Origin of the sequence: Geothrix fuzhouensis, from assembly GCF_024609325.1 — a bacterium.
Classification (GTDB): domain Bacteria; phylum Acidobacteriota; class Holophagae; order Holophagales; family Holophagaceae; genus Geothrix; species Geothrix fuzhouensis.
In genome coordinates, this window is the sequence record NZ_JANHMQ010000001.1 from 689,296 (window position 1) to 710,253 (window position 20,958).

General features: G+C 68.0%; 21 protein-coding genes. 11 read left to right on the forward strand and 10 right to left on the reverse strand.

Annotated features, from left to right (window positions below):
• Window position 1 precedes the first annotated feature (1 nt).
• The 6 genes from tsaE to NOV74_RS03225 are packed head-to-tail and all read right to left on the reverse strand — an operon-like array spanning window position 2 to window position 5,103.
• Entirely contained in the window at window positions 2-436 is a 435-nt protein-coding gene (gene tsaE / locus NOV74_RS03200) for a tRNA (adenosine(37)-N6)-threonylcarbamoyltransferase complex ATPase subunit type 1 TsaE (protein WP_257309197.1), read from the reverse strand.
• Window positions 429-1,823: an NAD(P)H-hydrate dehydratase gene (locus NOV74_RS03205; RefSeq protein WP_257309200.1), complete on the reverse strand. Its 1,395-nt coding sequence runs from the start codon at window positions 1,821-1,823 to the stop codon at window positions 429-431. The genes tsaE and NOV74_RS03205 overlap by 8 nt, the downstream gene beginning before the upstream one ends.
• A 9-nt stretch (window positions 1,824-1,832) precedes the next feature.
• A complete protein-coding gene (gene purN, locus NOV74_RS03210) occupies window positions 1,833-2,414 on the reverse strand; it encodes a phosphoribosylglycinamide formyltransferase (protein WP_257309202.1) in 582 nt (193 codons plus the stop codon).
• Window positions 2,411-3,415, reverse strand: coding sequence for a phosphate acetyltransferase (gene pta / locus NOV74_RS03215; RefSeq protein ID WP_257309204.1), 1,005 nt, complete (start codon window positions 3,413-3,415; stop codon window positions 2,411-2,413). Before pta ends, purN begins: the two co-directional genes overlap by 4 nt.
• Window positions 3,412-3,774, reverse strand: a complete 363-nt coding sequence (locus NOV74_RS03220) for a hypothetical protein (protein ID WP_257309206.1) — start codon at window positions 3,772-3,774, stop codon at window positions 3,412-3,414. Before NOV74_RS03220 ends, pta begins: the two co-directional genes overlap by 4 nt.
• A 21-nt stretch (window positions 3,775-3,795) precedes the next feature.
• Complete coding sequence (locus tag NOV74_RS03225) at window positions 3,796-5,103, reverse strand: aldehyde dehydrogenase family protein (RefSeq protein ID WP_257309207.1); 1,308 nt, start codon at window positions 5,101-5,103, stop codon at window positions 3,796-3,798.
• A gap of 167 nt (window positions 5,104-5,270) precedes the next feature.
• Between NOV74_RS03225 and NOV74_RS03230 the strand changes: the two genes are divergently transcribed.
• Window positions 5,271-5,456: a hypothetical protein gene (locus NOV74_RS03230; protein WP_257309209.1), complete on the forward strand. Its 186-nt coding sequence runs from the start codon at window positions 5,271-5,273 to the stop codon at window positions 5,454-5,456.
• Between the two features lie 3 nt (window positions 5,457-5,459).
• On the opposite strand, the gene NOV74_RS03235 is transcribed toward NOV74_RS03230, so the two are convergent.
• Both NOV74_RS03235 and NOV74_RS03240 read right to left on the reverse strand, forming a co-directional pair.
• A complete protein-coding gene (locus NOV74_RS03235) occupies window positions 5,460-6,767 on the reverse strand; it encodes an MgtC/SapB family protein (protein ID WP_257309211.1) in 1,308 nt (435 codons plus the stop codon).
• A complete protein-coding gene (locus NOV74_RS03240) occupies window positions 6,754-7,260 on the reverse strand; it encodes a hypothetical protein (protein ID WP_257309214.1) in 507 nt (168 codons plus the stop codon). Before NOV74_RS03240 ends, NOV74_RS03235 begins: the two co-directional genes overlap by 14 nt.
• A gap of 97 nt (window positions 7,261-7,357) precedes the next feature.
• Here NOV74_RS03240 and bshC point away from each other — a divergent pair, with 97 nt between their 5' ends.
• Genes bshC through ftsW form a run of 7 tightly spaced genes read left to right on the forward strand, consistent with a single transcriptional unit; the run spans window position 7,358 to window position 15,485 of the window.
• Window positions 7,358-8,530: a bacillithiol biosynthesis protein BshC gene (gene bshC / locus NOV74_RS03245; RefSeq protein ID WP_257309215.1), complete on the forward strand. Its 1,173-nt coding sequence runs from the start codon at window positions 7,358-7,360 to the stop codon at window positions 8,528-8,530.
• The gene (gene bshB1, locus NOV74_RS03250) at window positions 8,527-9,246 is read left to right on the forward strand and encodes a bacillithiol biosynthesis deacetylase BshB1 (protein WP_257309218.1); all 720 of its coding nucleotides are present in this window, start codon (window positions 8,527-8,529) and stop codon (window positions 9,244-9,246) included. Before bshC ends, bshB1 begins: the two co-directional genes overlap by 4 nt.
• On the forward strand, window positions 9,243-10,262 hold the full coding sequence (tilS, locus tag NOV74_RS03255; protein ID WP_257309220.1) for a tRNA lysidine(34) synthetase TilS: 1,020 nt from the start codon (window positions 9,243-9,245) through the stop codon (window positions 10,260-10,262). The genes bshB1 and tilS overlap by 4 nt, the downstream gene beginning before the upstream one ends.
• Window positions 10,263-10,278: 16 nt before the next feature.
• A complete protein-coding gene (gene ftsH, locus NOV74_RS03260) occupies window positions 10,279-12,198 on the forward strand; it encodes an ATP-dependent zinc metalloprotease FtsH (protein ID WP_257309221.1) in 1,920 nt (639 codons plus the stop codon).
• Window positions 12,195-13,013, forward strand: coding sequence for a dihydropteroate synthase (gene folP, locus NOV74_RS03265; RefSeq protein WP_257309223.1), 819 nt, complete (start codon window positions 12,195-12,197; stop codon window positions 13,011-13,013). Before ftsH ends, folP begins: the two co-directional genes overlap by 4 nt.
• A gap of 32 nt (window positions 13,014-13,045) precedes the next feature.
• Window positions 13,046-14,365 (forward strand): phosphohexomutase domain-containing protein, encoded by a 1,320-nt coding sequence (locus NOV74_RS03270; RefSeq protein ID WP_257309225.1) that lies wholly within the window; start codon window positions 13,046-13,048, stop codon window positions 14,363-14,365.
• 1 nt (window position 14,366) lies between these two features.
• Entirely contained in the window at window positions 14,367-15,485 is a 1,119-nt protein-coding gene (ftsW, locus tag NOV74_RS03275) for a putative lipid II flippase FtsW (protein ID WP_257309227.1), read from the forward strand.
• On the opposite strand, the gene NOV74_RS03280 is transcribed toward ftsW, so the two are convergent.
• Complete coding sequence (locus NOV74_RS03280) at window positions 15,477-16,271, reverse strand: DUF2344 domain-containing protein (RefSeq protein ID WP_257309229.1); 795 nt, start codon at window positions 16,269-16,271, stop codon at window positions 15,477-15,479. The two genes, ftsW and NOV74_RS03280, sit on opposite strands and share 9 nt — an antisense overlap.
• A 632-nt stretch (window positions 16,272-16,903) precedes the next feature.
• On the opposite strand from NOV74_RS03280, the gene NOV74_RS03285 reads away from it, so the two are divergent.
• Complete coding sequence (locus NOV74_RS03285; protein ID WP_257309230.1) at window positions 16,904-17,614, forward strand: lipopolysaccharide kinase InaA family protein; 711 nt, start codon at window positions 16,904-16,906, stop codon at window positions 17,612-17,614.
• Here the strand turns inward: NOV74_RS03285 and NOV74_RS03290 are convergent.
• Window positions 17,589-18,167, reverse strand: a complete 579-nt coding sequence (locus NOV74_RS03290; protein WP_306672270.1) for a peptidylprolyl isomerase — start codon at window positions 18,165-18,167, stop codon at window positions 17,589-17,591. The genes NOV74_RS03285 and NOV74_RS03290 overlap by 26 nt on opposite strands.
• 134 nt (window positions 18,168-18,301) lie before the next feature.
• Between NOV74_RS03290 and NOV74_RS03295 the strand changes: the two genes are divergently transcribed.
• Together NOV74_RS03295 and NOV74_RS03300 are read left to right on the forward strand one after the other, a co-directional pair.
• Window positions 18,302-18,763, forward strand: coding sequence for a (2Fe-2S)-binding protein (locus tag NOV74_RS03295; protein WP_257309232.1), 462 nt, complete (start codon window positions 18,302-18,304; stop codon window positions 18,761-18,763).
• Window positions 18,760-20,907: a xanthine dehydrogenase family protein molybdopterin-binding subunit gene (locus NOV74_RS03300; RefSeq protein WP_257309234.1), complete on the forward strand. Its 2,148-nt coding sequence runs from the start codon at window positions 18,760-18,762 to the stop codon at window positions 20,905-20,907. Before NOV74_RS03295 ends, NOV74_RS03300 begins: the two co-directional genes overlap by 4 nt.
• Window positions 20,908-20,958 lie beyond the last annotated feature (51 nt).

Consider the following 20,958-nt stretch of genomic DNA (forward strand, 5'->3'; position numbering starts at 1 on the left):
ATCATCGTCCGGCGGTTTCGCCAGGAAGTGTCCATTCCGCCAGCCGCCCTGCGCCCGCAGGCGTCAGGGACAGCTCGGCCACCCAAGCCGAGGGCCAAGGACCGTCTTGACCGGCCCACTCCACCACCAGCCGGTCCCCAGGGTCGATGACCTCCTCCAGACCCAGGGCCCAGGCGCCCTCCGGGCCGGGGCGGTAGAGGTCCAGGTGGAAGAGGCGGCCCGCCGGAAGCTCGTAGCGGTGCAGCACCGCGTAGGTGGGCGAGGCCACGTCGTCGGGATCGCCCCCCAGCCCCCGCAGGAAGCCCCGGGTCCAGGTGGTCTTGCCAGCCCCCAGCTCGCCGCGCAGAAGCCAGGTGCCACCGGGCGGTGTGAGCCGGGCCAGGGCTTCGCCCAGGGCCTCGGTAGCGACATCGTCGGCGAGGTAGCGTTCAGCCACGCAGCAGCTCCGGAAGCTGGTCCGCCAGGTCCCGCGGCAGCAGGCCGGCCCCGGGGAGGCGGTCCGCCGCGGCCCCATGGAACCACGCCGCCGCGGCCACCGCCTCGCGCATGGGGAGGCCCTGGGCGCGGAAGCCAGCCACCATGCCCGCCAGCAGGTCGCCACTGCCGCCAGTCGCGAGCCCGGGATGACCCGTGGGATTGATCCACAGCTCGTCGCAGGCACCACCGGCGAGGACGCTCTGGGCGCCCTTGAGCAGCAGGACCCCGGGTTTTCCCGCGGAGACCTGCCGGGCCTGGGCCAGGCGCTCATCCATCAGCATCGGGCGGGGGAGCCGGAAGAGCCGCGCGAACTCGCCGGGGTGAGGCGTGATAGCCGTCCCGGGCCGCTCCATCCAACGTTTTCCCTCTCCCTCTTTCAGGGCGGAGGCGTCCAGCACCAGCGGCCCATCCCAGTCGGGGATCTGGGCGATGCCGCCAGGGCCCACCAGGAGCACATCGACCTCGGCGGGCAGGGTGCCCAGCCAAGGCCGCACCATGGCCTCGGGGATCTGGGCGGCCACCTCGGCGCGAACCTCGGGATCGGTCAGAACAGTCACCAGGCCCGCACCCACCCGCAGGGCGCCCAGGGCAGCGAGCACGGCCGCGCCGCTCATGCCCAGGCTGCCGGCCCGGATGGCCACATGACCAAAGCTGCCCTTATGGGCGTCCCAGGCCCTCGGCGGCAAGATCGGACGTTCCAGAAGCGACAGGGCTGCTTGTGGAGCCCGATCCAGGGGAATGGGAACCACGGTGATCTCACCGCAGGCCTCCCGGGCGGGCATCAGGCCATGGCAGACCTTGTGCAGCCCGAAGCAGGCGGTCCGCGTGGCGCGGACCGCCTCACCAGGGATCTCTGCGGCACTGGGATCCAGGCCCGAAGGCAGATCCAGGGCCAATACCGGCAAACCCGAGGCGTTCAGGGCCCGCACCCAGGCCAGGGCCGTGCCTTCCAGGGGCCGTGTGGTGCCTAGTCCCAAAAGGCCGTCCACTACCCAGCCGCGCCAGACTGTCATCACCTCCGCCGGGGCTGCGGACGTGCGGATCTCCCCGCCGAGGCCCTTCCAGAGCCGCGCCTGGTGGGCGGCATCACCCTGCCACCCAGGCTGGGCGGTGGGGGACCACACTGAGACTTCGCGCCCTTCCAGGCGGGCGAGCCGGGCCAGGGCCAGGGCGTCGCCCCCGTTGTTGCCAGGGCCCGCCAGCACGTGGACCGGCTGTCCGGGGGGGAGCAGCGCCAAGGCGCCTAGGGCCGCATGTTCCTGGAGCACCAGGGACGGGATGCCCCAGCCCTCGATGGCCTGGCGCTCCGCGGCCCGCATCTCATCGGCAGTGAGGAGGGAAATCATGCGGACAGTCTAGGGCTGTTCGATCAGATATGCCCGCAGCGCCTTCGGATACAGTTCCATTTCCGCGGCGTAAACCCGCTTCTGCAGGTCTTCGGGGGTATCGCCTGGGAGGACGGGCACCCGCACCTGGTCCAGGATCCGGCCGTGGTCATACTCAGCGTCCACGAGGTGCACCGTGGCCCCGGATTCTGTCTCGCCAGCCTCCAGCACGGCCCGGTGGACATGCATGCCGTACATGCCGGGTCCGCCGAACCTGGGCAACAGACCGGGATGGATATTGAGGATCCGCCCCTCCCAACGGCGGGGCACAGCCAGCATCTTCAGCCAGCCGCAGAGGCAGATGACCTCCGCCCCGGCAGCCTCGGCGGCCTGGTAGCAGGCCTCCGAAAACGCCGCGTCCGACTCGAAGTCCTTCCGGACCACCGCCACTGTGGGCAATCCTGCCGCCTCGAGCCGGGCCAGGCCGCCGGCCTTGGTGCTGGAGGCGAGGCCCAGCACGGGAAGGGCCGGAACACGACCCTCGCGGCAGGCCTGAACCAGGTTCAGGGCGTTGCCCCCGGTGCCGGAGATGAAGAGGGCGATCCGCTTCACTGGAGGGCCGTCAGGACGGCCACGTCTGCGATGTCCTGGGCGCTGCATCCGCGGCTCAGGTCGTTGGCCGGGCGGGCCAGCCCCTGGAGCAGCGGGCCCAGGGCCACGGCGCCGCCAAGGCGCTCAGCGAGCTTGTACGCGATGTTGCCCGCGTCCAAGTCTGGAAAGACCAGCACGTTGGCCCGGCCCGCCACGGGAGATCCCGGCGCCTTGCGCTGACCCACCGAGGCCAGCAGAGCCGCGTCAGCCTGAAGCTCCCCGTCCACGGCCAACGTTGGCGCCTTCGCCTTGATGATGGCCAGGGCGGCCCGCACCTTATCCACCCGCGGATGCTCAGCGGACCCGCGGGTAGAGAAGCTGAGAAGGGCCACGCGCGGTTCCACATCCATGACCCGGCGGGCGTTTTCCGCCGAGGCCAAAGCGATATCCGCCAGTTGCTCGGGCGTGGGATCCGGCACCACGGCGCAGTCCGCGAAGATCATGGCGCCCTGCTCACCGAAGGCGGTGTCGGGATGGATCATCAAAAAGAAACTGGACACGGTCTTGATGCCCGGGGCGGCGCCGATGGCCTGGAGGCAGGCCCGCACAGTCTCCGCGGTGGTGTTCAGGGCGCCTGCCACCATGCCATTGCACCCCCCCCCCTGCACCATCATCGCGCCGAACCAGAGGGGGTTGTTCACCGCTTCCAGCGCCTGAGCCTCAGTGATGCCCTTGGCCTTGCGGCGCTCGAAGTAGGCGCCGGCCAGTTCCGGCAGCAAGGAACTGGTGGCGGGATCCACCAGCGTGGCCCCCTTCAAGGACAGGCCCAGGGCCGATCCCCGCTTCATCATGTCGGCGGGATCGCCCAGGAGGGTGAGCCGGCAGAGCCCCTGGTCCAGCAGCAGCTGGGCGGCCTGAAGCGTCCGATCGTCCCGGCCCTCGGGCAGGACGATGTGCCGTTTCAAGGTTTTCGCGCGGTCCCGGAAACGCGCCATCCAGCGGGCGTGATTGGCGTGGCTCATGGATTCCTCCGGTGGCGGGATGCGGCTTTGGGCGAGGGGGGATCGGCCAGGAAGACATGGGGATCCTGACCCGTGCGGCTGCGAAAGGTGTCCGCGAGGCTGGGAGCGCCGGAACTGGCTTCGTCGAGATACAGGGTCTCGACTCGGTGCATGGGCAGGAAGCGGGTGCTGAGGGCCACCTGGTCGACCTCGCCCGTCCGCACGAGGGTCAGGACTTCCTCCCAGGGGACGAGGTCGACACCCCGCACGGCGATGCCAGCCGCCTCCAATCCCAGGATCCGTCCCCACAGGCGCTCCCGCGGGGAATGGAGCACCACCACCACGAGGTCACCGGCGTTGAAGGGCATGGCTAGGGACATGAGTCGGCTCCAGGTTGATTCTTACAGGGCCGGGCCCTCGACGATGAGGTGGCCTTCCGTGAAGCCCTCCATCGCCCAGCGTGGACCTTCGAAACCGTTGCCGCTGGCCCGCACGCCGCCGAAGGGAGCGGCGTCCAGCCGGAAGGTGGGCGGGAGGTTGAGGAGCACCCCGCCGGCGCGGAGTTTCACTTCCGCTTGCCGGAGGTGCCGCTGGTCCCGGCTGTAGGCGCTCGCCCGCAAACCGAAACGCGTGGCGGCGGCCCGGTCGAGACCGTCCTCGAAGCTGTCCACGGGCGTCAGCACGGTGATGGGGGCGAAGGCCTCCTCGCACTGGAACGGGTCATCCTCCGGCAGCCCCGCGAGGATGGCCGGCGGCAGGAGCGCCCCCTGCCGGGGTCCGCGCAGCAGAACTTCAGCCCCAGCGGCTATGGCGCGGTCCAGACTTGCATCCAGGCGGTGGGCCGTGGCTTCATCAATGAGGGGCCCGACCACGGTGGCAGGATCCATGGGATCGCCCACGGGCAGGAGCTTCACGGCCGCCACGAAGGCCGGGACGAAGGCGTCCCAGAGGGCGCGATGCACATAGATCCGCTGGGCCTTGGAACAGCTTTGCCCGGCTCCGGCCACAGCCGCGGGGGCCACCTGGCAGGCCACGGCAGCCGCGTCCACGCCCTCGTCCACCACCACCGCGCCGTTGCCGCCCAACTCCAACAGCAGCCGCTTGCCGGCCAGGACTTGCTCCAAATGCCGCCCCACCCGCTCGGAGCCGGTGAAGCTTACGGCGGCGATGCGGGGATCCTTCGCCAGTTGCTCGGCAGCGACGGGATCCGACGACGCCAGCTGCAGCAGGTTCTCTGGCGCTCCTACCCGTCGTCGGGCGACTTCAAAGCTCTCCCAGAGCAGCTTCGAGGTTCTTGGCGCCTGGGGGCAGGGCTTCCAGATGACGCTGCACCCCGCGGCCAGGGCGGGCCCGAGCTTGTGGACCGCCAAGTTCACAGGGAAATTGAAGGGTGTGATCGCCAGGATGGGCCCTACGGGGAAACGCCGGAGGACCGCCCGGCAGCCCTCGGCACCCGCCATCAGGTCATAGGGCACGGCCTCCTCACCAAAACCACCCACGGCCTCGGCGGTGGCCCGCAGGGTAGCTTCCGCCCGACCCACCTCACCTCGGGCGAGCGTGATGGGCTTGCCGGTCTCCTCGGTGAGAAACCGCGCGAGGTCCTCCCGTACCACGGCCAGCTGCCCCAACCAGGCATCGATGAGCCTCCGCCGACCCAACCGAGAGACTTCGCACCAGGCATCGAAGGCTCCAAGGGCTGCCTCCACCATCCTATCTTCCATCGTCGCCATCCTGGTCCTCCCCCTGAAAGCCCGCTCCGTGCCCTCTCCGGCCCAGATTAACCCCGGCGCGACCAATACCGTGTTGAGGCCCGTCACATCCGTACCTGCAGGTGCTCTGGCGGGCTGCGCTAGAATCAGATGCTCAGGAGCATCAAATGACCAAGCCACTCGTCCCCGCCGATCTACTGAAGCAGGTCCAGGCCGCGGACAAGCCGGTTGCCGTGGCCAACACGGGAAAACCGAAGGCCGACTCCCACCCCAAGCCCGTGGCCAAGGCCTCGGCCCGTCCTCAAGGCAAGACCGGCGTCGCGCACACCCGCATGAGCAACCGCGGGAAATAACGCCTACAACTTGAAGGCCACCATCGCCAGGGCCGCGACCAGGGAAGCGGCCAGCATGGCCGTCAGGCGCAGACCGAAGGCGCGTCCACCCGAGATCCAGGCGAACCCTGCCTTCGCAAGCGTGTTGGACGCGATCGCCATCACGATGGCCAAGACCGCGGTGCCTGCTGGCAGGCTGGTCGTGTGCATCTGACTGCTCACCGCAAGGGTGATGGGGTCCACGTCGGCCACCCCGGAAAGCCCAGCCGCCACCAGGAGGCCCCGGTCGCCGAACCAAGCGCGGGCCGCGGCCGACACCAGAATGACCGTGGCCAGCGCCAAGCCCCAGCCCAGGGCCCGTTTGAGCTGGAAGGGATTCCGTAGCGGCATTTCCTCGAGGCCGGTGGCACCGCTGGTGCTCGGGCGAAAGGTCCACCAGGCCGCGGCCAGGAGGGTTGCCACCATGGCTGTGATCGGCAGCAGCAGGGGCCGGACCAGCTCCGGGCCTCCCACCACGCCCGCCAGGATGGCCACCCGCACGCCCATTACCGCGCACGCCAGGATCACGGCCACCTGGCCGGGCCCCCGGAACGATGGGTCGTCCTTGGCCTGTCGGGACATGGCCACGGTCACCACGGTCGAGCTGACCATTCCGCCCACCAACCCGGTCATCACGGCCCCCCGCCTGGACCCCAACACGCGGTTGAGCGCGTAGCCAAGGAAATCCACCGCGGCGATGAGGGCCACCATCCACCCGACCTTCTGGGGTGAGAGCACTCCCCAGGGATCCAGGGTCCTGGAGGGCAGCAGCGGGAGCATGATGGCGAAGACGATGAGGAGTTGCATGGCGGAGGTCAGGTCCTCGCGATGCAGCCGGGGAATCCAAGCCCGGATCCAGGGCTTGGACAACAGGAGCAGCGTCACGATCACCGCCAGAGCCACCGCCAGCAGTGCGTCCCTGGTGAGGAGCATGCCCAGCAGAGGGGCCGCCAAGGCGGCGACTTCGGTGGTGAGCCCGCGATCCGGCGAGCTGGTCTGGTGATAGAAGAGGCCCACCAGGAGCGCCACAAACGCCTGCACAGCGATGGGCATGGCCAGACCGTCTCCCCCCACCTTCACCGAGATCCAGCCAAGCAGCGTCAGCAGGGCGAACGTGCGCGCCCCGAGGCTGCCGTGGAGAGATTCAACGTGATCCGATTCCCGGCGCTGGGGTTCATCGCGGTTCTCATGGGTCCGCTCAAAACCGCTGCGTTCCCGTTCCAGACCCATCATCAAACCAAGGGCCACAGCCATGCCCGCTTCCTTCAAGGTGGAGAAATCAAGGCTGAGCATGGCGTGCTCCCGATGGCTCCTGATCGGCAGGATGCCAGGTCTGGATGTGACTGGTGCACTTCAGAACCTCAGCCACGAGCTCCGTGGCCGGCCGACCGTAGGTGCGGACCCGAAAAGAATCCCCACCCGGCAGATGGATGACGTGGATGGACGCTCCACCTGGAAAATCCGGATGGCGGGCCAGGGGCCGGGCCAGGGCCTCCAGATCGAGCGCCTCGAACCAGGTCGCGGGCAGGGGCGTCATGCGTGCCCCCGGGACCAGGGCCCCGACCTCCCGCGTCTGGAGCAGGATGAGATGCCATTGGCCACCACTTTGACCACGCCAACATAGGAACGGGGGCAGATCCCCGAAGGCGATCCCACCCTTGCGGACCGCTGGCCAGGATCGCAACGTGGCGACTCCGGCCTCGTCCGCGGCCTCCATGGCGAGGCGGGCCAGATCCGGTGCGACGGGGGGAAGCCAGGGTTCCACGCTCCACATGCTGACGAGCATGGCATGGCCGGGGAGGCGCGCATATCGGGTAGGCTGGGCCCATGAGGATGATGCTCCGCAAGTGGGGGAGGCTCGAACCGGGCGGGAGGACACGCCCGTGAGCCAGACCCCCGTCATCGCCACCGGACAACAGATCGGGGCCGGGTGGAGCCCTGCCCTCTCCGTAGCCAAAGCCCTGGCGGCCCTGGCCGAGGCCCGCCGCACCGGGGCCGAGGCGGTCTACTGGCTGGCCGACGAGGACCACGACCGCGCCGAGGTGGCCTCGGTGGTGGGCTGGAAGGCGGGCCGTCTGACGCGCCACCGCTTCCGCTTCGACGCACGGGCCGGTACCGCCACCGGGTGGCTGCCCTGGACGCCGGAACACCAGGCCGAGGCAACCGCCTTATGGGGGGCCCTGCCCGCCCCCGGCGAACCCACGCTGCGCGACCATGTGCTGGCCCTGGGACAACCGCTCTGGGAACGCGGCCTCCGACCCTTTTCACCGACGAATCCCGCCGTCCGCGACTCCATCCAAGCCGAGTTGGAACGCTGGCGAGCCCTTGACCTTGAAACACTGATGGTTCAGCAGGCCGAGCGCCTGGCAGCCGAAGGCGCGCCGCTGCCTTTGGATCCGAGGGTGCAGGCCGCGTGGTTCTCGCTGGATCCCCACACCGGGCTGCGCCAACGCCTGGACCGGGGCAGGCCCCTGCCCGCAGGGCGTTGGCTGAGTCCCGGCGCGGCCGTGCGCCCCCTCATGCAGTCGCTGTTGTTGCCTGTCGCCGCCGTAGTGCTGGGGCCTTCCGAACGAGCCTACTGGCGCCTGTGCGAGCCGCTCTGGGAGCAGGTGGGGCTGGTGGCACCAAAAATCCTCCCGAGACCCAGCGTCTTCGTCGTACCCCATGGCTTCCAGGTTTCTGCTGGACAGTTGGATGCACTGCGCCTGGGGGCCTGGGACCGTCTGGCCCCGTGGCCCGGCTCCCTGCCCACGGCCCGCTTCCAGCCGGTGGCAGGGGATCCCGCCTGGCCTGAGGCCTTGCAAACGCGCTTCCAGCGGGAGCAGGCACGCACCCGGGAGCGGCTGGCCAAGCTGGACCACCGGCTGCACCGTCAGGCGACGGTCGCTCTCATGGGCGGCGATCCCGAACAGCTGCGGCAGGCCCTCTTCCCCTTCAACAAACCCCAGGAGCGCGTCCTGCCCGGCCTCCCCTGGCTTCGCGACGGAGCCCTGCTCGATCGCATCCTGGAACGCATGGACGGAGCCACACCCGTGATCCTGGTGGAGGAACCATGAGCCACGACTTCGAGATCCTCGCCCTCGGCGCCCACCCAGACGACGTGGAAGTCCATGTAGGAGGCATCCTGGCCTTGGCCACGGACCACGGGCTGAAGGCCGGGATCCTGGATCTCACCAGCGGCGACCTCGGCACCCGCGGCACCGCGGAAACCCGTCGCAGCGAAGCCCAACAGGCCGCTCGCATCCTGGGCGTTCCGCGCCTCGTGCTTGATTTCCCCGACGGCCGGTTCACCGAGGAAGAAATCTACCGGCTGCGACTGATGGCCGAAATCCGCCGGCTCCGGCCCCGGGTGGTGATCCTGCCAGCTCCCGACGACCGCCATCCCGACCATCGCCGCACCCACCGCTTGGCCCGAGAGGCGACCTACTACGCCGGATTGAAAAACTATCCCTGCGACGGAGCGCCCTGGCGCCCGGAGGCCCTCGCCTGGGTGGGTGGCGAAAACCCGGGACCACCGGATCTGCTGGTGGATGTGAGCGCCGTGTGGGAGCGCCGCATGGCCGCCTTCGACGCCTTCGGCAGCCAGTTCGCGCAGGACGCCGCCCAGCCCGCCACGCGCATCGCCCATCCCGCCTTCCGGCGCGGGGTCCTGGGCCGGGCCATGCACTGGGGCTCGCTCCGCATGTGCGACTGGGCTGAGGCCCTGTGGTGCGAGCGACCCATGCCTCTGGCCTTGCTGCAACTCGTGGCCCGGCTGAACACCCCGACATGAATCGCTTCGAAGCTGACCTCCTCGCGCAGATCAAGCGTCGTGGCGATGGCGTGAGGGGACGCGTGGTGGTGGCCTGCTCGGGCGGCGGGGACTCGGTGGCCCTCCTGGTGCTTCTGTGGACCCTCCGGAAGAGCCTTGGGCTGGACCTGAGCGTGGCGCATGCGGACCACGGTCTCCGCCCGGAAGCCCATGAGGACGCCGCGTTCGTGCGCCAGTGTTGCCGGGCCCTGGGCCTGGACCTCGCCGAGGCCACCTTGGGTGTGCGGGCACATGCGGAGGCCCATGGTCTGGGGCTGGAGATGGCCGCCCGGGAGCTCCGGTGGGGCTGGCTCCGCCAGGAGGCCGAGCAGGCCGGCGCCTGCGCCGTAGCCACGGGGCACACCCTGGACGACCACACGGAGACCGTGTTCCTAAGGCTGGCCCGGGGCGGGGGATTGGGCTGCCTTCATCCCCTGGCTCCGCGCCAGGGCCTGCGGTGGTCACCCCTGGCGGAACTCCGCCGCGCGGACCTCCGCGCCTACCTGGCTGCCCGCAACCTCCCCTGGCGGGAGGACGCGACGAATGCCGAGCCCTTTACGGCCCGGAACCGCTGGCGCCCGATCCTCGAGACCATCCGGCAGGAAGCGCCGGGGTTGGATCGCCACCTGTTCGAGACCCATCTCCAGGCCGAGGAAGCCGAACATCTGGCCCGGACGCTCGTCGCCGGCTGGGAGGGCACCCGCTGGTCCATCTCGGAGGAGGAAATCCTCCTCCGACGCGAACCCTGGCTGGAGCCGGAGCTGCGCTGGACCCTGGAGTCCGCCTTCCGCCGTCTCGGCTGGCCCCGGGAAGCGGCTCTGCTGCGGGACTTCGCACCCTGGCTCGTCAGGCGCCTCCGGAGTGGTCGCAAACCATCTTCCTGGGGGAATTTCCACCTAAACCCTGAACCAGACGGCGGGTATCTGCATCTAAGGTTCAGCCGCCTTCCCGGGCCTAGTACACTGGAGGGCCACCTGGGCAAGTGCCCCAAGGAGTGACCCTTTGAATTCCATGATGAAAAGTGTGCTGGTCTGGCTGGGCATCATCGTCCTCTTGGTGCTGGCCTTCCGCCAGATCCCCCAGAACAGCCGCCAGATTGAGGTCCCCTTCTCGACCTTCTACACCGAGGGCGTGGGGGGTAAATATAAATCCGTGACACTGTCCGGTTTCGATGTCGAAGGCACCTACAAGCAGCCTGAGAAGAACGCCAAGACCGGCGAGGTCATCGAGAAGTTCCGCACCGTGGCCCCGCCCATGCAGGACCTGGGTAAGGTCATCCTCAGCTGGAAGACCGAGGGCCAACTCGACGAGTTCAAGGCCGCCAAGCCCAGCGAGAACAACTTCGCCTATGTGCTGATGTTCTGGGCGCCCTTGCTGGTGTTCGTGGTGCTCTGGTTCGTCTTCATGCGCCAGGCCCAGATGGGCGGCAACAAGGCCCTCAGCTTCGGCAAGGCCCGTGCCAAGGGGCTGTCCAGCAGCGTCAAGCGCGTCACCTTCTCCGATGTAGCCGGCTGCGACGAGGCCAAGGAGGAATTGAAGGAGATCGTGGAGTTCCTGAAGGATCCCGCCAAGTTCGTGAAGCTCGGCGGCAAGATCCCCAAGGGCGTGCTGCTCATGGGCCCTCCGGGGACCGGCAAGACCCTGCTGGCCCGTGCCATCGCCGGCGAGGCCAAGGTGCAGTTCTTCTCCATCTCCGGCTCCGATTTCGTGGAGATGTTCGTGGGCGTGGGCGCCAGCCGCGTGCGTGACCTCTTCGAGCAGGCCAAAAAGAGCGCGCCCTGCATCGTGTTTATCGATGAAATTGATGCCGTGGGCCGCCATCGCGGCGCCGGTCTGGGCGGCGGCCATGACGAGCGGGAACAGACCCTGAATCAGCTCCTGGTCGAGATGGACGGCTTCGAGGGCAACGAGGGCGTCATCCTCATTGCCGCAACCAACCGTCCCGATGTCCTCGATCCCGCCCTGCTCCGCCCCGGCCGCTTCGACCGGCGCGTGGTGGTGGACCGCCCCGATGTGAAGGGTCGTTTCGAGATCCTGAAGGTCCACACGACCGACAAGATCCCCCTCAGCCCCGATGTGGACCTGGAAGTCATCGCCCGTGGCACGCCCGGTTTCGCCGGCGCGGATCTGGCCAACCTCTGCAATGAGGCCGCCCTTACTGCGGCCCGAGGCAGCAAGAAGTGGGTCGAGATGGCCGACTTCGAGAACGCCAAGGATAAGGTCTACATGGGTGCTGAGCGCCGCAGCCTCGTCATGACCGAGGCGGACAAACGCATCACTGCCTACCATGAGGCCGGTCACACGGTTGTTGCTGCCGTGGTGCCGGACAGTGACCCCCTCCACAAGGTGACGATCATCCCCCGAGGCCGTGCCCTGGGCGTCACTTGGCAGTTGCCTGAAACAGACCGCTACAACACCACCCGTGACTACATGGAGAGCCGCATCGCCATCGCCATGGGCGGCCGCATCGCGGAAGAGATCTTCTTCAACCAGCTCAGCACCGGCGCGGCCAATGACATCCAGCAGGCCACCACCATGGCCCGGTCGATGGTCACGGAATACGGCATGAGCGACAAGCTGGGCCCCCTGAACTTCGGCGGTGGCGGCCAGCAGGAGGTCTTCCTCGGCCGCGACTTCGCGCAGCATCGCGAAATCTCTGAGGACACCGCCCGCCTCATTGATGTTGAGGTGCAGGAGTTCGTCCTGCGCAACTACCGTCGGGCCAAGGCTGCCATCGAGGCTCACCGCGACCAGTTGGTGTCCATCGCCGAAGCCTTGCTGGTGCGTGAAACCCTCGACGGCAACGATATTGACATCCTGATGAAGGGCGGCACGCTGCCCCCCCCCAAGCCCGGCAGCGCACCCACCGCGCCTGCGACGGTGGAAGGCCCCTCCACGGATTCCGGCTTGAATCCGGCCCTGAAACCCGCGTGACCGAACTGCCCTTCGATTGGGGACCGCTCCTTGAGGGCGGTCCCCTTTTGCTGGGCATCCTGAATCTGACGCCAGATTCCTTCAGCGATGGCGGCCGGTACGTGGATCCCACAGCCGCCCTAGACCAGGCCCAGCGCCTCGTGGCAGCCGGGGCGCGCATGCTGGACCTTGGCGCGGAAAGCACCCGGCCGGGCTCAGTGGTGGTCGATGCCGCCACGGAATGGGGTCGCCTCGAACCCGTCTTGGCAGCTCTGAAAAAGACCCTGCCGCACATCCCGCTAAGCCTGGACACCCGCCACCCCAGCGTGGCCGTGAAAGGCCTCGCGGCCGGCGCCTCGGTGATCAACGATGTCGATGGTTGCGCCGATCCCGCCATGCTCGAATTGGCCGTGGGTTCCACCTGCGGGGTCATCGCCATGCGTAGCCGCCGTCACGGCGAGGGTTTCCTCATGCCCCCCTACGATGATCCCACCCCGAAAGATGCGACTTCAGCCATCACCGAACTCCGTGCTGTCCGGGACCGGCTACAGGGGGCCGGAATCGCCGCTAATCGCGTGCTGTTGGACCCCGGCTTTGGCTTCGGCACCACCTTCAGGGAGGATCTCGCGCTCTGGAATGCCCTGCCCCAGCTGCCAGCGGCCCTTCCCTGGCCTGTGGACCGCTTCTGCATCGGCATCTCCCGCAAGCGGCTCCTTGCCCTCCGGGCCGGCACGCCAGGCCTCGCCCCGGACCAGAGGGACACCCTCACGGCCACGGCCCACGCCGAAGCCATGATCTGGGGCTACCGGGTCTTCCGGACGCACGCCGTCCTCTAAGCATCCGCGGCCGCATCGGTTAATCTGGCGGCATGAGTCTTCGCTACTTCGGAACCGATGGCATCCGTGGGGTCGCCTTGCGCTCCCCCCTCACCCTGGAGGAGGTCTCCCGCTGGGGCGCCGCCTGGGCCCAGGTGGCCCGGGCGGCCGGCGTGAAGCGGTTGGTGGTGGGCTGGGATCCGCGGTCCAGTTCTGGCCCCCTGTCCGAAGCCTTCATCCTGGGCCTTGGCATGGGCTTGAAGGTGCTGGTCCTCGGCATGGTCCCAACCCCTGCGGTGGCCTGGACTGTGGCTCGCCTGAGCGTGGAGGGACCCAAGACCTGGGGTCTCATGATCTCCGCCAGCCACAACCCGCCTGAGGACAACGGCCTCAAGGGCTTCAATGAGCTGGGCGAGAAGCTGGAGGAAGACCAGGAACAGGCCATCGAGGCCGCCTTTGAGACCCTTCCCGAGCCGACCACCATCTCGCTTCCGCCGGAACAATTGGACCTCGGCCCTTACCTGAGCCACTTGGGCGGCATCACCCTGCCCCGGAACTTCGGCGTGGTCATCGATTGCGCCCATGGGGCCACTGCGGAGGCGGCCCAGGAACTGTTCCGCGGCGACGCCATCCATTGGATCGGCGTACCCGCCGACGGCCCATCCATCAATGTGGGCGTGGGCTCCACACATCTCAACGCCCTGTCTGCGGCCGTCGTGGCCCGGGGCGCCCAGCTGGGCATCGCCTTCGACGGAGACGGCGACCGCTGCCTGCTGGTGGACGCCCAGGGCGATCTGGTGGATGGCGACCAGATGGTGTGGCTGCTCGCCCAGGACCGCCAAGCCAGTGGCGACGTCCCCCCGGGTGTGGTGGGCACTGTGATGACCAATGGCGGCCTGGCCCAGGCCCTGGCCGAGGCCGGCATCCCCTTCGTCCGCACCCCTGTGGGTGACAAGTTCCTGCTGCGGGAAATGGCCAAGCGCGGGTGGGATCTGGCTGCCGAGGCTTCGGGCCATCTCATCCAGAAGCGGATCGGGCCCAGTGGCGATGGCATGGCCGCCGCGCTGGGGGTCCTGCAGGCCCTCCTGCACCGGCCGGCCGAGCGACGCTGGGCCTGGACCTTCCGCCCCTGGCCACAGCGCCTGGTGAACGTGGTCGCAAGGGATCGGCGGGCCGTGGAAGCCTGTCCGGATCTGGTGTCCGCCATGGCCACCATCGACGCTCGCTGGGGAAAGGGGGTCCGCCAGGTGGTCCGCTGGTCTGGCACAGAACCCAAGCTCCGCCTCATGGTGGAAGCGCGGGAGACCGCCTGGGTCGACCAGGCCCTGCACGAGCTAGAATCCGCGGCCCGTGGTGATTTGGATTTGGCCTGACATGGCCCCCGATGTCCGCCGCCCTGTCGACCGCTGGCTGGTGCTCTTCGCGCTGGCCCTGGTCGCTGTTGGCATGGTGTGGATCTACTCTGCCTCCGCCATCAAAGCCTCCCAGAACCACGCGGCTGCCACAGCCTTCCTGACCCGGCAGCTCCTGGGGGGCGCGATTGGCATTGCATGCATGCTGGCCCTCTCCCAAGTGGATCTGGCCCCCCTCCAGGACCACGCACGCCCACTCCAGATCACCTACGGGATCCTGGTCCTGCTTCTGGTGGTGGTGCTCTTGTTCGGGCCCAAGGTCAACGGTGCCCACCGCTGGCTTCGCATGGGAGCCATGAGCCTCCAGCCTTCGGAGCTCTTCAAGCCCCTGTCCGTCCTCATTGCCGCGAGATGGATGGTGCGCCACCGCGAAGCCTGGTCCAGCCATCGCGATGCCCTGCCCAAGCTGCTGGGGCTGGCCGGTCTCCTATCGATCCCTCTGGCCCTCATCCTGCGCGAGCCTGATTTCGGGACCTCTTTCCTCATCGTCTTCGTCACCCTGATGGTGGTGTTCCTCGGCGGTGCGCCCAAGTGGATCTTCGCCATCGCGATCCCCGTGCTCGGCGCCCTCGGCACCGCCTTTGTGGTGCTCTCGCCTTATCGGCTGGCTCGCGTGACGAGCTTCTTGAACCCTGCGGCCGATCCCCTCGGCAAGGGCCACCAGGCTCTTCAGAGCCTGGTGGCCGTGGGCAACGGCGGATTCATGGGCGTCGGCCTGGGCGGCGGGAAGCAGAAGCTCTTCTTCCTTCCCGAGGCACACACGGATTTCATCTACGCCGTGATCGCGGAGGAGGCTGGTCTCATCGGGACTGTCGCGATCCTGGCCCTCTTCATCGCGATCCTCTGGCGGGGCTATCGCATCGCCCGGCGAGTGAACGATACCTTCCTCAAGCTCTGCGCCATGGGCTTCGTTCTGCTGTTGGTGGTGCAGGCCATGATGAACATGAGCGTGGTGCTGTCGCTGGCACCCAACAAGGGCATTCCTCTGCCCTTCATCTCCTTTGGTCCCAACAGCCTCATCGCCAGCCTGGTCTGCCTTGGCATGCTGCTGGCCATCAGCAAGGAAGCCGGTTCAACCTAGGCGCAGGGGTTCATCATCCTCATCGTCCACCAAGGTGATGTTTGAGCCGCCGCCGAGGAGCACCGCGTCTTCGTACATGTTCTTGAGCTTGGGCTCGAAGCGTTCCGCCTGGGCCAGGCGTGGATCGGGCTTCAGATCCAGGGAGAGGCGCAGGAGGCCGTGCAGGGCGACTGGTTCGAGCCCCAGGATGGCCGCGTGGAGCTTCAGGGGGTTGCCGGCCTCGGAGCTGCCCGTGCGGGTGGTGCTGAAGAGGGTATCGCCCACCCACCGCAGGTCCGTGACCAGGGGCCGCAGATTCAATTGCTTGACCTGTTTGCGGCCCTCGACTCGACCTCCCTTCTCCCACAGCCATTCCGCCGCAGATAGAAAAGCTGCGGAACGAAGCCTGGCCCCATCCGCTTGGTTGACCGGGCAGTGCCACCGCCAGTGGGAGGCCTCCACCAAGTCGCTGAGAGGCGAGGCGTAGGATGCATGGGACTCCCAGCGATGGACTCGCAGGCCTTCCGGAAGCCGGGCATTCAGCCGGTTCACCGACATGTCTGGCGCCTCGAGCGGTTCCACCCGGAACACGGCCTCGGCCCATTCGGAAAGACCTCCGGCACCAGCGGGTAACGGCAGTTCCAGACGAAGTGAGGGCCGAGGTCGCTTGCCGAAATCCAATGCCAACCGGAATCCTTCGAGGTGGAAAGCGTGCAGAAAAATCGCATGCACCTCACCTTCGTCGAAGTCCAAGGCCACACCGTCCTTCGCATAGCCCACGCGCACGGTGGCGCGTCGGCTGTCCAACCGCCAACCCGCCTCACGCCGTTCTCTTGCCCTTGCAGCAAGCGGCGCCAGCAGCGTAGCTATCTGCTTCACGCTATCAGATCCATCGCTCCGGCGTTCGGCACGGATCAGGCAAGCGCCTTCCTCGAGCACATCCTCATCGGACAGCGATTGGATGAGCGTGCCTGGATCGGTTGGGTTCCCCTGAAGAGAACGGCGAAGTGCCTGAAGAGAAGCGGGTTCGCGGCTCGGGGAGCTTTGAACCATGGCGGCCAGGAGCGCGGCCAATCGAGCCTGGCGGGCCAGAGCCTCAGCTGGAATCGAGGAGTGATGGGTAGATGCGGTCACGGTTTCAGGATAGTGAGGCTCGCCCCTTTGCGCGGAAGAATCACCTCCACGGCGGCGTGCAGAAATCGAGAAAAAAATTGTCGCTTTACTGAGAGATCGAGGTGGGATTTCCACATCCTTTGTGGGAAGCGGGTGTGCAATCCGGGAGAATTCCTTCCAGCTCAAGCCACTTGGGTCCGTGCTGATTTTTGGTGGCAGGTTCCCACCATGAATGGGTGGTTGACAGGTGTCGTTGGGCTTGTTCCAGTCGCGTCGGCGAGAGAGCCTTTGCCTTCCGCCACTGAACCCGCCAAGCTGGAATTCACATGATCCACGACCCTTACATCGTACCTCCCCTACCCGCCTCATGGCCGTACCAGCCCGGCAGGCCGCTGCGACCTTTGGGCTGCCGCGTGAACCTTGAATTGCCTGGCCTTGGCGGCGGCTGGCGCGTCTGCACACCCGGCGGCCAGGTCATCGACGGGGAGGCGATTCCCCTGGAAGGTGCCTATGGTCGCGGCGGCATTCTCCGTACTGGCGACGTGGTGATGCGCCCTTATCGTCGCGGCGGCTTGCTGCGTCACCTGAACGAACGGACCTACCGCACCCACTTGCGCTTCGCGGCGGAACACGCCGTCCATCGCGGCCTCTGGGAGGCGGGCTTCCCCACCGTCGAGCCCCTCGGCTACGCGTGGCGTCCTATTGGCCTTGGCGTGGAGGGCGTGCTGTTTACGCGCCTGGCTGAGGGCGAAGCCTGGCCGCGTCGTTGGGATCTGAGCGCCGAGCGTGCGGAAGTCATCCGACGCGTGGTCACCTCGCTTTGCGAGTGGGGACTGTGGTCCCCCGACCTAAACGCCACCAATATTTTGCTGCCGCCCGATGACGGCGCCCTGGTCCTTGATTGGGATCGGGCCGGTTTCGTGCCCGCGGGCACAGACCTGTGGCCCCGCTACCGACGCCGGCTCGAACGCAGCCTGCGGAAGCTGGGGGCGCCGGCAGAGGCCGTGGCTGTCATTGGATCTGCACCGCTTCCTTGATGAGCACGGGCTTCACCGGCAGGTTCAGGAAGTCGCTGCGTTTGTTGCTGGTCTTCACCGCCTTGATGCGGTCGACCACGTCCATGCCCTTGATGACCCGGCCGAACACGCAGTAGCCCCAGGTCTTGTCGTTGGCCTTGCTCTTGAAGTCCAACGAGGGATTGTCCACCACGTTGATGAAGAACTCCGCTGCGGCGCTGTGGGGATCCGGGGTCCGCGCCATGGCCACGGTACCGCGCTTGTTCCTCAGGCCCGCCGCCAGGGCGCGATCGGCCTCGTTGGGGATGGAAGCATCCGTGCGCTTCTTCCCAAGGTAGTCCACGTAGCCGCCACCCTGGATCATGAAGCCGGGGATAACCCGGTGGAAGATGGTGCCGTTGTACTGGCCCTTCTTCACGTACTTCAGGAAGTTCTCCACTGTCCGGGGCGCCGCTTGCGGCTCCAGCTCCATCACGATCACGCCCATGGACGTGGTGAGCTTCACCTGGGGCTTGGGGCCGGCGCTCAGGGCCATGGCGGCAAAGGACAGGATGGCGGCGATCAGGGGTCGCATCGAAATCTCCGGGGGGATCCCCCAGCATAGCGTCACGCCACCCCCCGTGCGCCAGTGGGCGGGCCCACCGTTGCGGCCAGGCCTCCAGCGGCGTAGGGTGGAAGCCTCGCCACACGATATTTGAGGGAGCTGCCATGCCCGCCTACCAGCTCACGGTGAACGGCCGCGGCCGCACCATCGACGCCGATGCCGACACGCCCCTTCTCTGGGTCCTCCGGGACACCCTCGGCCTCACCGGCACCAAGTTCGGCTGCGGCCAGGGCATCTGCGGCGCCTGCACCGTCCACCTCGACGGCCGAGCTGTGCGGTCCTGCCAGACGAGCCTGAAGGAGGCCGCCGAACACGCGGTCCTTACCGTGGAGGGCCTGTCGAAAGACGGTTCCCATCCCGTGCAGAAGGCCTGGATCGCTGAGGACGTGGCGCAATGCGGCTACTGCCAACCGGGCATGATCATGAGCGCCGCGGCCCTGCTGAAGCGCAAGGCCCACCCCACGGACCATGACATTGACGAGGCCTTCGCCGACCACATCTGCCGCTGCGGCAGCTATCCCCGCATCCGCAAAGCCGTGAAGCGCGCCGCCGGAGGTGTGAAGTGACCAGCCGCCGTGACTTCCTGAAGGTGACCGGCGCCGCCGGCGCGGGGCTCGTGCTGGGCCTGCGCCTGGAGGCCAAGCCCCGGCTTGGCGAGACAGTCAAGGCCGCCTTCCAGCCCAACGCCTTCCTTGCCATCCGCCCCGATGGCACCGCCCAGATCACCGTGCCCAAGGTCGAGATGGGGCAGGGCGTGCGCACCGCCCTGCCCCTGGTGGTGGCCGAGGAACTGGACCTCGACTGGTCGAAGGTCGAAGTCGTCACCGCCCACCCGGGGCCGGAGTTCAAGGCCATGAACACGGGCGGCAGCACCAGCGTGAGCACCACCTGGGACACCCTGCGCAAGGCCGGCGCCGCGGCCCGGGAGATGCTCAAGGCCGCGGCGGCGGCCCAGTGGAAGGTGCCCGTAGGTCAGTGCCGCACGGAGAATGGCTTCGTGCTGGGCCCAGACAGGAAGAAGCTGGGCTACGGCGCCTTGGCGGAAGCTGCGGCGAGGCTGCCCGTGCCGAAGGACGCGCCACTGAAGAAGGCCGCGGACTACCGCCTGGTCGGCAAGCGGACGCCCCGCATCGACGGCCCCGCCATCGTCACCGGCAAGGCCGTGTTCGGTCTGGACGTGCGCCGCCCCGGCCAGCGCTTTGCCGCCGTGCTGCGCTGCCCCGTGCCCGGCGGACAGCCAAAGACCTGGGACGACGCCAAGGCCAAGACCGTGCGCGGTGTGACGGCCGTGGTGAAGGTGCCCACGGGCCTCGCCGTCGCCGCGGACAGCACCTGGGCCGCCTTCAAGGGCCGAGACGCCCTGGCCGCCACAGCCACCTGGGACGAAGGGGCCGCGAAGGAATTCAGTTCCGCCGCGCTCGAAGCGAAGGCACGCGCCGCCCTCACCGGCCCCGCTGACGACGCCCGCCGCGAAGGCGATCCTGCCAAGGCCCTGGCCGCGGCCACAAAAATGCTGGAAGCGGAGTACAGCTTCCCCTACCAGGCCCACGTAACCGTGGAGCCCATGAACGCCACGACCCACGTGGGCGCGGACACCGCCGAGATGTGGGTGGGCAGCCAGTCTGGGAACCGGGCCCAGGAGCGGGCCGCCACGGCCATGGGCTTGAAGGCCGAGCAGCTGAAGGTGAATGTGCCCCTTATCGGCGGCGGCTTCGGGCGCCGCCTCGGGACGGATTTCAGCACCGAGGCCGCCCAGGTAGCGAAGGCCGTCGGCGGCGGTCCGGTGCAGGTGGTCTGGGACCGGGAGGACGACATCCGCCACGACCTCCACCATCCCGCGACGCTCCACCACCTGCGCGCGGGGATCGATGGTGCGGGAGCCCTGGCGGCCTGGACCCACCGCATCGCTGGCCCTGCGGTGCTGAGGTCTTGGCTGGGGGGCCAGAAGGCGCCCTCCCAAGCCACCACGGAAGCCAACGGTGCCTACGACATCCCCTACGCCATCCCCGCCATCGCCGTGGACTTCGCCGAGGTGGAGGCGCCCACGCCCCTGGGCTGGTGGCGCGGCATCCAGATCGTGCCCAACGTCTTTGCCCGGGAATGCTTCCTCGACGAGGTGGCCCATGCCCTGGGCAAGGATCCCCTCACGTTCCGCCTGGACCTGCTGGGCGATCGCGGCATCGTCAAGTTCGGCCGGGACGCGGCCGACATCCGGCGACTGAAGAGGGTGTTGGAAGTGGCGGCGGAGAAGGCCGGCTGGGGCCGCAAGCTGCCCGTGGGACACGGTCTCGGCCTCGCCTGCCACGCCTATGACGGGCGCACCTACGCCGCCGAGGTAGCGGAGGTCTCCGTGGTGAAGGGCCGGCTCAAGGTCCACAAGGTCACCTGCGCCGTGGACTGCGGCCTGGCGGTGAACCCCGCGGGCCTGGAGGCCCAGGTGGAGGGCGGCATCGCCTTCGGCCTCTCTGCGTTGTTCTCCCAGATCACGTGGGAGAAGGGCCGCACCGTGCAGACGGGCTACCACGACTTCCCCGTGCTGCGCCTTGGGGACATGCCCCTCGTCGAGACCCACGTGATCCCCAGCGCCGAAGCCCCCTCGGGCATGGGCGAACCTCCGGTGCCGGTGGCCATTCCGGCCGTCCTGAACGCGGTCTTCGCCGCCACTGGGAAGCGGATCCGGAAAGTTCCTATTGAGGATGGATTGATCTAGTTTTTCACATCGCACCTTCGCCAACAAACAGGCGTAGCATGGGGGCCGCCA